Here is a 13,095-nt window from a genome sequence, read left to right as displayed (position 1 = left end):
TGATTAGTATGAATCATAAGGGTTACCTTTTTACGATTTAGATTTCAGTGATTTCACCCTCTATCTAAATCGGTAACCCTTCCCTTTTTTGAAGAGGGAATTGTCAGATCAGATCTGAACTAATGCACCTTATCGGCCCCTTTCGTTTACATCCTGATACGAGTTAAGATTCGCCGTTATAACGGTGAAAGACCAGGCAGGCATTTGTACCGCCAAAGCCAAAGCTGTTGGACATGATCCGCTCCAGTCTTGCCTCGCGGGCTTCGCCGACCAGGATGGGCATGTCTTCTGCCGCTTCATCCAGGTTGTTGATATTAGCTGACGCAGTGATGAAATTGTGTTTCATCATTAGCAAGCAGTAGATGGCTTCCTGGACGCCAGCAGCTCCGAGGGAGTGGCCGGAAAGGGACTTTGTGGAGCTGATGGTTGGCAGGTCATTACCAAAGACTTCACGCAGTGCTTTCAGCTCTGCCACATCCCCAACCGGGGTACTGGTACCATGGGTATTGATGTAATCAACAGGCTTGTCCACGGTTTCCAGTGCCAGACGCATGCAGCGTGCTGCACCTTCGCCGGAAGGGGCAACCATGTCGTAACCGTCTGAGGTGGCGCCATAACCGATCACTTCGGCATAAATTTTGGCGCCCCGGGCTTTGGCGTGCTCCAGTTCTTCCAGAACAACCATGCCGCCGCCGCCCGCGATGACGAAACCATCACGGTCAGCATCATAGGCTCGGGAGGCCTGTTCCGGGGTGTCATTGTACTTGGTGCTCAGAGCGCCCATGGCGTCGAACAGCCCGGTCTGGGTCCAGTGCTCTTCTTCACCGCCCCCGGCAAACACCACATCCTGTTTGCCCAGCTGTATCTGTTCCACGGCATTACCAATGCAGTGGGCGCTGGTGGCGCAGGCGGAGGTAATGGAGTAATTGACTCCCTTGATTTTAAAAGGCGTTGCCAGGCAGGCGGAGATGGTGCTGCCCATGGTCCGGGTGACCCGGTAGGGGCCAACGCGCTTGACGCCTTTTTCGCGAATGATGTCGGCGGACTCGACAATATTTTCCGAGGAAGCTCCCCCGGAAGCGGCAATCAGTCCTGTGCGGGGGTTGGAAACCTGGTCTTCGCTCAGGCCAGAGTCTTCAATGGCCTGTTTCATGGCAATGTAGGCATAGGCGGCTGCGCTGCCCATGAAGCGAAGGGTTTTCCGGTCAATGTGTTCACTGAAATCGATGTCCACAGAACCAGAAACCTGGCTGCGGAAACCGTATTCCTTATAGCTTTCGTTAAAACGAATGCCGGAACGTCCATGCTTGAGATTGTCAGCCACTTCGTCCTGGGTAATGCCCAGGCAGGAGGTGATGCCGATCCCTGTAACTACAACACGTTTCATTTGTGTCAACCTGAATAGCCTGTAGAGTGTCAGAAAGAGTCAGTGTTCTGGAAAAGGCCGACGCGCAGCCCTTCCGCGGTGTATATTTCCCTGTCATCGACACTGACGGTGCCATCAGCGATGCCCAGCACCAGCTTGCGGGAAATCACCCGTTTGATATCGATGCGATAGGTAACTTTTTTGTGGGTGGGCAGAATCTGTCCGGTGAATTTGACATCACCACTGCCCAGAGCCCGCCCCCTGCCGGGGTTGCCCATCCAGCCAAGGTAGAAACCAACCAGCTGCCACATGGCATCAAGCCCCAGGCAGCCAGGCATGACCGGGTCGCCAGGGAAGTGGCATGCGAAAAACCACAGATCCGGGTGGATATCCAGTTCGGCAATGATTTCACCCTTGCCGTATTTGCCCCCTTCATTGGAAATTTTAACGATTCGATCGAGCATCAGCATGTTGGGGGCTGGCAGCTGGGCATTGCCCGGCCCGAACAGCTCACCCTGTGAGCAGCGAATGAGATCGTCTTTATTGAAGGAATCTTGTTTCAATGGTTGCATCATCAGTACATGGGTTCCTGGAAAGTCCAGCACCTGCATGGCATCCGGACGGCAGTCCTCCGGGGATACCGGGAGAGAATACCTTATGCCCTTGCCGATACGGCGTTAAAACGAGGCCTTGCGGGCCTCTCTTAAATGCTAATCTGTCTTAAACTTTACGCAGTGCCCTGCAGGTAAACCTCAGGGTGATCGTGCGTGGTCACTTCCTTTCAGTATGTTCCCCCTGGGGCTTGCTGGAGAATGAGTCCATCATCCCAGGTAATACACTACTATGGTTCTGGAGCTGAACTATACCATTGGTTAGGGCCAGGCATAGCACTACCGGCGGATTTGTAACAAAAAGACAACACGACCGGGTCTGAATGATTGCCAGTGGTTATCTTGCTCCTGGCATGATGAATCCCTGATGAAACAAGGTTGTATCCTGCCTGGAAGGTTTTTTTGCTGCCCTCACCGTATTGAAATGTTGAACTGCGGAGCAATCTTATATCAGTAGAACCTAAAGGTAATACAGCCAGCAGAGTATTGCTACCTGAGCGCTGGTTGTCACTGAATGAACTCTCTGTAATAACAGGGGCTGGTGATGTGTATGATGCCCTCAGGCTGTGTTTAAATAGAGCATTATCAAGATGATTATTCCTTTTTACAGGGATCAGGAATTATGACCGTTACTCCAGGCAGTGTTGTCAAACAGGGTGGTGATCAGCAGTATACCATAGCCGTTCTGGGCGGCGGCAGTTTCGGCACAGCACTGGCTGATATATCAGCCACCAATGGGCATCAGGTCCGTTTGTGGATGCGAGATGAGCAGCAGGTGCAACATATTAATGAATCGCATATTAACCGGCGCTATCTTCCAGACTTCAGAATTCACCCGGCGGTGTCTGCGGACAGCGACCTCAAGGCCGTGATTCGGGGAGCGGATATTGTCTTTATTGCCATTCCCAGCAAGTCATTCCGGGAAGTGGTTCGAAAGACCGATGGCCTGCTGGCCGGTAAAATGGTCATCAGTACCACCAAGGGAATTGAGCCGGTCACCTTTGATCTGATGAGTGAGATCCTCCGGGAAGAGGTGAAACAGGTCCGGATCGGGGTGCTCAGTGGCCCTAACCTGGCAAAGGAAATTGTCGCCCGGGCGGTGACGGCCACAGTGATTGCCAGTGAGGATGAAGAACTTTGCCAGATCCTTCAGGGGGTGCTTCACTGCGACTATTTCAGAGTCTATTCCAATACCGATGTTTATGGGGTAGAGCTGGCAGGAGCCCTGAAAAATATCTATGCCATTGTGTCTGGCATAGGGGCGGCCATGGGGATGGGGGAGAACACCAAAAGTATGCTGATTACCCGCAGCCTGGCTGAGATGAGTCGTTTTGCGGTTAAACTGGGAGCCAACCCCATGACGTTTCTTGGGCTGGCTGGGGTAGGAGACCTGGTCGCTACCTGTACCTCCAGTCTGAGCCGGAATTTCAGGGTGGGATATGCCCTGGGTGAAGGCCACTCCCTGACAACGGCTGAAGCACAGCTTGGACAGGTGGCAGAGGGAGTGAATACGTTAAAGCAGGTGAAGCAGAAGGCGGATGAGCTGGATGTGTATATGCCGCTGGTAGACGGGTTGTACAGTATTATTTTTGAAGGTCATGCCATTGAGGGATTGGTCAGGGGCATGATGTTAAGGGAGCAGAAAACCGATGTGGAGTTTATGTCGAGACCATGAGCATCGGGTCGGAGGCTATCTGGTGTCGGGCTCGTGCCCGATTGTGAAGTGACCGGCTTTTTGTTTATAGTTTTTGTTCATCGGTTTTGCTGATGGTTTTTTCGGGTAAGGCAGACAAATTGTCGTAAGGCCGGCAGGCTGCCAGGTTCGTTGAAGAAGGCGTTTGGGAGAAGGTCAATGGATGAGAATGTGGTCAACAACCTCAAGTCAGAATCCCGCTGGTTGAGGCTGGTATTTATGGTGGTCTTTGCTCTGGCCGCTTACCTTGCGGCCTTTCTGGTTGGTCTGCTGGCGCTGGTTCAGGCGCTTCACGGTTTTATCAAAGGGGAGCCGAACGGGCGGCTGCTTGGGTTCAGTGATGGGCTAAACCGGTACATTTATCAGATTGTTCAGTTTCTCACCTATAACAGTGATCTAAAGCCGTTTCCATTCTCGGACTGGCCAGGTCAGGATCGCGTTATGGATGAAGAGGGTGATGATCTGAACCGGGATGCTGAATGAAGGTCATTGTTTTACGCCATGGCCAGGCTTCCTGGTCAGCCCCCTCGGATTTTGAGCGTGAACTGACGGATCAGGGCATTGCCGAAGTGTCGCAAACCGTTGCCTTGTTGAAGGCCTATGGTGTGACAGATATTTATGCCAGTCCTTACCGGAGAGCTCAGCAGACGGCTGAAATAGCCTCTGCTGAAACAGGTTGTGCGGTGAAAACACTGAGTTCCCTTGTGCCAGAGGGGCGACCAGGGGAAGTGGTCAGGGAATTGCCTGATCAGGGGGTTGTTCTTCTGGCCAGTCATATGCCTCTGGTGGGCTGCCTTAGTGCCTATCTTTGTGAAGGCAGCTCCGGGTCCGGGCCTGCTTTTACTACAGCAACGGCTCTGGTTCTGGAGATGGATATTCCGGGTCCGGGCATGGCCCGGGTGGTGGACCGGGTTCCTGCTTGAAAGGGTTCCTTCCTGATAATGTCTTGAACAGGAAATGCTGTAACCATAAGGTAAACCCCCGGCTATGCCAGGAAGACTTAAAAAGATTATGCCGATGCTTTGATAGCTGATCTTAAGGTCACCCCCCCCTACATCGTTTTCCCTCACCCCAGCCCTCTCCCAGAGGAGGCTGTCGCAAAAGGGCTGCACTTGACAATACGGCGTTAAAAAATGGCTCAAAATGCTCATTTACTACCTGTAAACTGCGCTTTTTCGCCATTTTTTGCCTTGTCTTGCCTGCGTTCGCTGCCTTTTGCGACAACCTCAGAGGGAGAGGGCGTTTGGCGGCGCATAATTTTAAAGCCCTCTTCCTTTGCCGGAGGTCAGCGAGCCTTTCCTCTTAACTCCTGAGGAGGCGCTGTTGTTTTCAGCAATCGGTGTTCTGTTCAAATTTTCTCAACAAAGGCCGTGAATTCAGGAAATAGTTCATGGTCTCAGGGGTATTGCCCTGAAAATCTTCCGTTTTTTTCCGGTTCCGTGTCTTTTGTGATGAACTTTTGTTTTATCGCCTAATCTAATCTCTCTCAATTCAATTGCAGTGTTGCTGGTGTTACTAAAGGGAGAGAGAGCGGTGGCGACGGATTCTGTTTCAGGAAGGGGTGTGCTGGTTTGTGCCATAGCCGCCCTGTTCTGTGCTTATCAATTTATGCTTCAGGGGGCGCCGGCGGTAATGGTGCCCCAGTTGATGTCCAGCCTTGATCTGGATATCGCGGACATTGGGTTGCTGACCAGCAGCTTTCTTTATCTTTATCTGATCTGTCAGGTTCCAGCGGGTTACCTTGCTGACCGGTGCAGTGCGCCGGTTTTGCTGGTGAGCTGCAGTCTTCTGATGGCTCTGGCCTGTTACTGGTTCAGTATTGCGGGTGATATGGGGTCAGCCAGTCTGGCCAGAGCTTTAATGGGGATTGCCACCTCTCCCGTTATCATTGTCTGCATGACGCTGGTGAGTCGCTGGTTTCCCGAAAGGTATTTCCCGCCTCTGGTGGGCATGCTGGAAGCTTTTGCACTGGCTGGAGGGGGGCTTGGGCCCTTACTGATTCCAAGGCTGATGGAATTGTCTGGATGGAGAGGGGCTATGGAGTGCCTGGCCATGGCAGGCATTGTGCTGGCGATATGTTTTGCGCTCTGGGTCAGAAGCTGGCCCCGGGGGGGGCAGGTTGAATTGCAGTGCGAGCATTGCGAACCTGAACACCTCTCTAAACCAATGGATTACGGTTGCCTTTTGAAGTGCTGTCTTTATGGATTTGGTCTGTTTGCCATGATTACCTGCTTTGGCGGCCTCTGGGGGATTCCCTATCTGAATGAGCGGTTTCCCGGTCAGGAATCTGCCGTGGCGGATGTTCTGTCTTTGATTTTTGCCGGGGCAGCAATTGGGGCTCCGTTGCTGGGCTGGCTGGCTTCCGCTACCGGGCGTACCCTGCTCATTATGTTGGGGGCGGGTGCGTCAACACTGGTTTTTTCCAGCCTGTTGATGTTCTGCCCCTGTTGTCTGGGGATGATGGGTGTCTTCTGTTTTATGGTGGGTTTGAGCAGTGGTGGTTATATGCTGGCGTTCTCGCTGGTCAAGAAACTTTCCCCGCCCAGGTTTGCCGGGTTGTTGCTGGCCTGTGCCAATGGTTCCATGTTGCTGGCAGGGCCAGTCCTCCAGCCTGTGGTTGGCTTTATTCTGGATGCCCGGAGCACAAACGGAATCAAGGCCCTGTCCGTTGTGGACTACCAGGTGGCTTTTGTTCCATTGCTGGTCTGCCAGTTTGTGGCGCTGATAGTCGCAGCACTTTTCCATAGGCGTCGACTACCCATCGGTGGTTGATAGCGCTATTCTACCGCTCCTGTACTCCCATGGTATGAGCCCTGTGCAGGGGCGGGTATCATCAATGATCAGTTGCCGGACCAGGCTTCCTTGTATGGGAGCCTGGCCGTATCAGTGAACAGCTTGGAAGGGCAATGCCACTACTTCGATTCGATAAAATCAGTCTCGCCTACGGTGATCAACCGTTGCTGGACTCTGCAGAGTTTCAGATCCGCAAAGGTGAGCGGGTGTGTCTGCTGGGCAGAAACGGTGCCGGTAAATCCACCCTGATGAAATTGGTTTCAGGTCAGATTCAGTCTGATGACGGCACTCTGTGGCGCAAACCGGGATTAAAAATCGGGACTTTGAACCAGGACCTGCCCGAGCAGGATGATAAAAAAGTCTACGATGTGGTGGCTTCGGGGCTTGAGCAGGTGGGGGATCTGATCAGTCGGTATCACCGGCTGTCCATGAATATCGAGACTGATGGAGATATGAAGGCCCTGGAACAGGTTCAGCAGCAGCTGGAGGCTGTGGATGGCTGGAGCCTCAGCCAGAAGGTCGATACTGTGATCCAGAAGCTGGGCCTGCCAGGGGACAAGCTGATGAGAGAGCTGTCTGGCGGGTGGCGAAGAAGAGTGGAGCTGGCCAGGGCGCTGGTCTGTGAGCCCGACCTGTTGCTGCTGGATGAGCCCACCAACCATCTTGATATTATTGCCATCGACTGGCTGGAAAACCAGTTGCTGGATTTCCAGGGAGCGCTCCTGTTCATTACCCATGATCGTTCTTTTCTCCAGTCCCTGGCCACCAGAATCATTGAGCTGGACCGGGGACAGCTGACCAGTTGGGACTGCAATTACACCACTTACCTGGAGCGCAAGGCCCATGCCCTGGAAGTGGAAGCTGAACAGAATGCCCTGTTTGACAAGAAGCTTGCCCAGGAAGAGGCGTGGATACGTCAGGGCATAAAGGCGCGGCGTACCCGCAATGAAGGCCGTGTCCGGGATTTGAAAAAACTCCGTGAAGAGCGCTTGCAGAGACGGGAAGTTCAGGGCAGGGCCAGCTTTGGTCTGGAGCAGGGAGAGGGATCCGGAAAGCTCGTGCTTGAGGCGAAGAATATCTCCCAATCTTTTGATAGCAATACGGTTATCAGGGACTTCAGTCTCCGGGTGATGCGGGGCGACAAGATCGGCCTGATTGGCGCCAATGGGGCTGGAAAGTCAACCCTGCTGAATATTCTGCTGGAAAAGATGTCCCCGGAATCCGGCTCCCTCAAAGCCGGTACCCGTCTGGAGGTGGCCTATTTTGATCAGCTCCGGAATCAGCTGGATCTGGAGAAAACGGTCATTGATAACGTGGCTGAGGGGCGCGAAAGCATCACCATCAATGGTGCCAGCCGTCACGTGATCAGCTATCTGGGAGACTTCCTGTTTCCTCCGGGCCGCTGTCGTGTTCCAGTCAAGGCGCTGTCGGGTGGGGAACGTAACCGTTTGTTGCTGGCCCGGCTGTTCAGTAAGCCTGCTAACCTGCTGGTGCTGGATGAGCCTACCAATGATCTGGATGTGGAAACGCTTGAATTGCTGGAATCATTGCTGGTGGAATACACCGGCACGATTCTGCTGGTGAGCCATGACCGGACTTTTCTCGATAATGTGGTGTCCAGTACTCTGGTGTTTCAACCGGGTGGCCGGGTCAGCGAATATGTGGGTGGATTTGAGGACTGGCTTCGTCAGGGGGGTCGTATCAGCGCTCTGGTGGCAGAGTCCGGGGACAAAAAAACAGCTCGTGCTGAGAAGGCTCCCGAGAAAGCACCTGTATCTGCCGAGACAGCAAAGCCAGTCAGGAAAAAGCTCAGTTACAAGCTCCAGAGAGAGCTGGATGCTTTGCCCGGAGAAATAGAGGCGCTTGAGGAAGAGCTGGTTGTCCTGGAGCAAAAGGTGGCAGATCCGGGTTTCTACCAGGGGGATTCCGGGGAGGTCCAGGCCGTCCTCAATCGTTTGACGGAAATGAATCAGTTGATTGAGGAGAAAATGGAGCGTTGGGAAGAACTGGATAATATGTGAAACGGCTATAAGCCGACCCGGCCTAGGGCCGGGATTCACTGTGGCGGCAGAGGGGGACGGCTATGGAGCAGGCTGTCGCCATCTGGAGCTTCAGGCACTCTGGTCAGGATCAGTTCTTGCCGACCCGGACTGCCAGAACGTCACAGCAGGCACCGTGGAGAATACTGGTGGAGGTGGAGCCCAGGATCAGCGCCAATCCATGTCGGCCATGGCTGCCCACTACGATCAGATCCACATCTGACTCCTCGGCGATCCGGTGTACTTCTCTTTCGGGTCTGCCATAAACCACGTGTTGCTCCCCCTTGTCCAGATGGATTGACTCAGCCAGCCTTGAGATGCGTTCCCTGGCCTGTTGGGTGATTTCATCCTGCAGTGTGGTCAGATCCAGGGGAATATCACTGCCATAGGCGACGCTGAGGGGTTCTACTACATGGACCAGAGTCAGTTTGGCCTGGTGTCGCTCGGCAATGGTTTTTGCCTTGTCCAGCACTTCGTCGGCTTCATCGGATAAATCAATGGCCACCAGAATATGCTTATAGAGGCTCATAACTTGTCTCCCATTCTTGTTTGAAAAGAAGTGTGAAAAGTCTTGTATCAAAAATCTTTTGTCAAAAGCGTTTCAAGTGAGCGTTGAGTGAAAGCTCAAGTGAGAACGGTGTGACAAATTCTGCCACTTCACCGGACAGATAATACCTGCAGTCAAATTGGGTTGTCATCGGGGAGCCTGACTCCGCTGTTTCTCAACCCTGTGCCTCCAGCCCTGATCAGGGTGCTTTTATTCTAAGGCCTATTGTAAAGCCTGTTCAGGCTTTGTTCATGGTTTTATTGCAAGAAAACGCAGGTTGTTGAATACCGGCCGCATTTTAATGGTGCTTTATGTTGAGTGCTGTGTATATGATGGAACCAAAGGAAATAATCTGATCGGTCAGGCTTGACTTTGAGCAGTAATTCAAAGAAGGTAGTCGCTAAATTCAAACAAGCGTATGAATTTTCAGGGAAGATACCGTGGCCAGCATGCATGCTGGCTGATCAGGATGAAGTCAGGAAGAAAGCAATAATAATCAGGCAGTCGACTTGAACGTTGCCACTGGAACGGAACCGTTTCACCGGTGGAACTTGCCAGGACAGGGCGTCTACACTGCCACTGTCCTGTCTGGGTCCGTCTGCCCATCTTCAATCCGAAAGGAGAAATTCATGATCTACCAAGGGAAGGCGTTCAAGGTTCTGCCGGTAGAGGACGGAATTGCTGAACTCCGGTTCGATCTGGATGGTGAATCTGTCAACAAATTCAGTCGCCCGGCCATTGAGGATCTGGCTGCAGCACTTGAATCCATCAAAGCGGATGCCACGGTTCGAGGCCTGGTGTTGACCAGTGGCAAAGATGTCTTTGTGGTGGGGGCGGATATTACCGAATTTACCAAAACCTTCGAGCAGGACGATGAAACCCTGTGGTCGGAAGTGATGTCGGTGAACCAGGTATTTTCCAGCCTGGAAGATCTGGATATGCCCACGGCTGTGGCCATCAACGGCATTGCCCTCGGTGGCGGGTTTGAGGTCTGTCTTTGTGCAGATTACCGGGTGATGTCCACCGAAGCCAAGGTAGGGCTGCCAGAGGTGAAGCTGGGCATTTACCCAGGCTGGGGGGGCACTGTACGCCTGCCAAGACTGATCGGTGCAGATAACGCTGTGGAGTGGATCGCCAGTGGCCGTGAGTTCAGACCGGATGCGGCCCTGAAAGTCGGTGCGGTGGATGCGGTTGTGGCTCCGGACAAGCTGTTTGATTCTGCCGTGTCCCTTGTCCGTAAGGGACTGGCCGGAGAGTTGGACTATCAGGCGCGGAAACAGGAGAAAAAGTCCAAGCTGACTCTGGCACCGATTGAAGCCATGATGGTGTTTGAAAGCTGCTCTGCGGTGGTTAAGCAGCAGGCTGGACCCAATATGCCAGCGCCGGTGGCGGCGGTGAAAACCATTCAGAAGCACGCCTTTATGGAGCGGGACAAGGCTCTGGAAGTGGAGGCCAAAGGGTTTATCAAGCTGGCCAAGACTCCGGTTTGTGACGCTCTGGTAGGCCTGTTCCTGAATGATCAGCAGTTGAAGAAAAAGGCAAAAGCTTCAGAAAAACTGGCTGCAGAGACAAAGCAGGCAGCGGTACTCGGGGCTGGTATCATGGGCGGTGGTATTGCTTATCAGTCCGCCCTGAAAGGCACTCCCATCCTGATGAAAGACATTAACCAGGATGGGTTGAACCTTGGGTTGTCCGAGGCCAATAAACTACTGGGCAAGCGGGTGGCTAAAGGCCGGATGGATGCTGGCAAAATGGGCGATGTGCTCAACAGTATCGTACCGACCCTGTCTTATGGTGATTTTGACTCCGTCGATGTGGTGGTGGAAGCGGTGGTTGAAAATGCCAAAGTCAAGAAAGCAGTACTGGCGGATGCAGAAGGCCAGGTGTCTGAAAGCTGTGTACTGACTTCTAACACATCCACCATCTCCATCACTGAACTGGCCAGTGATCTGAAGCGGCCGGAACAGTTCTGCGGTATGCACTTCTTCAACCCGGTTCATGCCATGCCCCTGGTGGAGGTGATCCGTGGTGAAAAGACCAGTGAGGAAACCGTTGCAACCGTCGTTAAATACGCCAGGCAGATGGGTAAAACCCCGGTGGTGGTGAATGACTGTCCGGGCTTCATGGTGAACCGGGTTCTGTTCCCTTACTTTGGCGGTTTTTCTGCGCTGTTGAGGGATGGGGTAGACTTCCAGAAAATTGACCGGGTCATGGAAAAGTTTGGTTGGCCCATGGGGCCGGCCTATCTCCTGGATGTAGTGGGGATTGATACTGGCATTCATGCAGAAGCCGTGATGGCAGAAGGTTATCCGGACCGTATGAAGCGTGACTTTAAAACAGCCCTGGATGTGATGTTTGAAAACGAACGTTACGGACAGAAGAATGGCGCTGGTTTTTATCAGTACGAAGCGGATAAAAAAGGCAAGCCGAAGAAGGTGGTGGATGAATCGGTTTATTCACTGCTCAGTGATGTCTGTGCCGAGCGTCAGGAGCTGGATGATGAAGAGATTATCGCCCGGATGATGGTTCCTCTGTGCATGGAAACAGTTCGTACCCTGGAAGACGGTATTGTCGACTCCGTGGCCGAGGCGGATATGGCCCTGATCATGGGGATTGGTTTCCCGCTGTTCCGTGGTGGAGCGTTAAAATACATCGACAGCATTGGCGTCGATGCCTTTGTGGAGCTGGCAGACAAGTACGCCCATATCAGCCCTTTGTATGCACCTACCGAAAAGCTGCGGGAAATGGCCCGGGAAGGCAAGACCTTTTACGGTGAGTGATGATTTTCAGGGCTATTTCAGGAACCAGATAAGAGAGAAAAAACCATGAGCCTGAATCCAAGAGATGCGGTTATTGTCGATTATGGCCGGACTCCCATGGGGCGCTCCAAGGGGGGCATGTATCAGAATGTCCGGGCGGATACCTTGTCGGCGGAATTGATCACCGGGGTGCTTGCCCGGAATCCGGACATAAACCCGGCAGAGGTGGAGGACGTCATCTGGGGATGTGTCAACCAGACCCTTGAGCAGGGCTGGAATATTGCCCGGATGGCCTCGCTGATGACGCCGATCCCCCATACCTCCAGTGCCCAGACCGTCAGTCGGCTCTGTGGCTCCTCCATGAGTGCACTGCACACTGCTGTCCAGGCCATTCAAACCAATAATGGCGATGTGTTTGTAGTGGGTGGTGTTGAGCATATGGGGCATGTGGGCATGATGCACGGTGTTGACCCTAACCCGAGGTTGTCCAAATATGGGGCCAAAGCCGCTGGAATGATGGGTTTGACTGCAGAAATGCTGGGCACCATGCACAGCATCAGCCGGCAGTCCCAGGACGAGTTTGGTGCCCGCTCTCACCAGCGTGCCTGGACGGCTACCCGGGAAGGAAAGTTCAAAGATGAGATCATTCCCATGCAGGGGCATGATGGGGACGGAAATCTCAGCCTGTTTACCGAGGACGAAACCATTCGTCCGGACACCACCGTTGAGGGATTGTCCCAGCTGAAGCCAGCCTTCAATCCCAAAGGAACAGTGACCGCCGGGACTTCATCCCAGATTACCGATGGCGCTTCCTGCATGATTGTTATGTCGGCCCAGCGGGCACAGGATCTCGGCTTGAAGCCCATGGCGAAAGTGCGGGCCATGGCCGTGGCCGGAGTGGACCCCTCCATTATGGGGTATGGCCCGGTACCCAGTACCAAAAAGGCTTTGAAGCGGGCGGGTCTGACTATGGACGACATTGATCAGGTAGAGCTGAATGAAGCCTTTGCTGCCCAGGCGTTGCCCGTGCTGAAAGACCTCAAGCTGCTCGACAGGATGGATGAGAAAGTCAACCTCAATGGTGGAGCCATTGCCCTTGGACACCCCTTTGGTTGTTCGGGGGCTCGCATTTCCGGAACCCTGCTGAATGTGATGAAGCAGAACAGCGGCACCTTAGGTGTGGCCACCATGTGTGTGGGTCTCGGTCAGGGTATTACCACCGTCTTTGAACGGGTGTAATTCTTCGGGGGATCTCCCTTTACATGACTTTATCAGCAGCCCGGCTTT

10 protein-coding genes are annotated in these 13,095 nt (G+C 53.4%); 7 read left to right on the top strand and 3 right to left on the bottom strand.

Features of this window, described 5'->3' with window-relative positions:
* Window positions 1-163: 163 nt before the first annotated feature.
* Together fabB and fabA are read right to left on the bottom strand one after the other, a co-directional pair.
* The gene (fabB, locus tag ACNRUY_RS07020) at window positions 164-1,387 is read right to left on the bottom strand and encodes a beta-ketoacyl-ACP synthase I (protein WP_488110935.1); all 1,224 of its coding nucleotides are present in this window, start codon (window positions 1,385-1,387) and stop codon (window positions 164-166) included.
* A 29-nt stretch (window positions 1,388-1,416) separates the two neighbouring features.
* Window positions 1,417-1,941 (bottom strand): 3-hydroxyacyl-[acyl-carrier-protein] dehydratase FabA, encoded by a 525-nt coding sequence (fabA, locus tag ACNRUY_RS07015; RefSeq protein ID WP_488110934.1) that lies wholly within the window; start codon window positions 1,939-1,941, stop codon window positions 1,417-1,419.
* A gap of 658 nt (window positions 1,942-2,599) precedes the next feature.
* On the opposite strand from fabA, the gene ACNRUY_RS07010 reads away from it, so the two are divergent.
* The 5 genes from ACNRUY_RS07010 (at window position 2,600) to uup (ending at window position 8,484) form a co-directional block, all read left to right on the top strand.
* Complete coding sequence (locus ACNRUY_RS07010) at window positions 2,600-3,652, top strand: NAD(P)H-dependent glycerol-3-phosphate dehydrogenase (protein ID WP_488110933.1); 1,053 nt, start codon at window positions 2,600-2,602, stop codon at window positions 3,650-3,652.
* Window positions 3,653-3,829: 177 nt separating this feature from the next.
* Window positions 3,830-4,153 (top strand): DUF4389 domain-containing protein, encoded by a 324-nt coding sequence (locus ACNRUY_RS07005; RefSeq protein WP_488110932.1) that lies wholly within the window; start codon window positions 3,830-3,832, stop codon window positions 4,151-4,153.
* A complete protein-coding gene (gene sixA, locus ACNRUY_RS07000) occupies window positions 4,150-4,593 on the top strand; it encodes a phosphohistidine phosphatase SixA (protein ID WP_488110931.1) in 444 nt (147 codons plus the stop codon). Before ACNRUY_RS07005 ends, sixA begins: the two co-directional genes overlap by 4 nt.
* 610 nt (window positions 4,594-5,203) lie before the next feature.
* Window positions 5,204-6,442: an MFS transporter gene (locus ACNRUY_RS06995; protein ID WP_488110930.1), complete on the top strand. Its 1,239-nt coding sequence runs from the start codon at window positions 5,204-5,206 to the stop codon at window positions 6,440-6,442.
* Window positions 6,443-6,576: 134 nt separating this feature from the next.
* Window positions 6,577-8,484 (top strand): ATP-binding cassette ATPase Uup, encoded by a 1,908-nt coding sequence (gene uup / locus ACNRUY_RS06990; RefSeq protein ID WP_488110929.1) that lies wholly within the window; start codon window positions 6,577-6,579, stop codon window positions 8,482-8,484.
* Between the two features lie 109 nt (window positions 8,485-8,593).
* Here the strand turns inward: uup and ACNRUY_RS06985 are convergent, their stop codons facing one another.
* Complete coding sequence (locus tag ACNRUY_RS06985) at window positions 8,594-9,031, bottom strand: universal stress protein (RefSeq protein ID WP_488110928.1); 438 nt, start codon at window positions 9,029-9,031, stop codon at window positions 8,594-8,596.
* Between the two features lie 647 nt (window positions 9,032-9,678).
* Here ACNRUY_RS06985 and fadB point away from each other — a divergent pair.
* The gene (gene fadB, locus ACNRUY_RS06980) at window positions 9,679-11,829 is read left to right on the top strand and encodes a fatty acid oxidation complex subunit alpha FadB (protein WP_488110927.1); all 2,151 of its coding nucleotides are present in this window, start codon (window positions 9,679-9,681) and stop codon (window positions 11,827-11,829) included.
* Window positions 11,830-11,874: 45 nt separating this feature from the next.
* Complete coding sequence (fadA, locus tag ACNRUY_RS06975) at window positions 11,875-13,047, top strand: acetyl-CoA C-acyltransferase FadA (RefSeq protein WP_488110926.1); 1,173 nt, start codon at window positions 11,875-11,877, stop codon at window positions 13,045-13,047.
* Window positions 13,048-13,095 lie beyond the last annotated feature (48 nt).

The organism is Endozoicomonas sp. Z74 (assembly GCF_057680865.1).
The sequence above is the reverse complement of the archived record's forward strand: the minus strand, read 5'-3'. Positions and strand labels throughout refer to the sequence as shown.

Coding starts and splice junctions, on each gene's coding strand:
- fabB (WP_488110935.1), bottom strand. CDS start 1,387: ATGAAACGTGTTGTAGTTACAGGGATCGGCATCACCTCCTGCCTGGGC.
- fabA (WP_488110934.1), bottom strand. CDS start 1,941: ATGATGCAACCATTGAAACAAGATTCCTTCAATAAAGACGATCTCATT.
- ACNRUY_RS07010 (WP_488110933.1), top strand. CDS start 2,600: ATGACCGTTACTCCAGGCAGTGTTGTCAAACAGGGTGGTGATCAGCAG.
- ACNRUY_RS07005 (WP_488110932.1), top strand. CDS start 3,830: ATGGATGAGAATGTGGTCAACAACCTCAAGTCAGAATCCCGCTGGTTG.
- sixA (WP_488110931.1), top strand. CDS start 4,150: ATGAAGGTCATTGTTTTACGCCATGGCCAGGCTTCCTGGTCAGCCCCC.
- uup (WP_488110929.1), top strand. CDS start 6,577: ATGCCACTACTTCGATTCGATAAAATCAGTCTCGCCTACGGTGATCAA.
- ACNRUY_RS06985 (WP_488110928.1), bottom strand. CDS start 9,031: ATGAGCCTCTATAAGCATATTCTGGTGGCCATTGATTTATCCGATGAA.
- fadB (WP_488110927.1), top strand. CDS start 9,679: ATGATCTACCAAGGGAAGGCGTTCAAGGTTCTGCCGGTAGAGGACGGA.
- fadA (WP_488110926.1), top strand. CDS start 11,875: ATGAGCCTGAATCCAAGAGATGCGGTTATTGTCGATTATGGCCGGACT.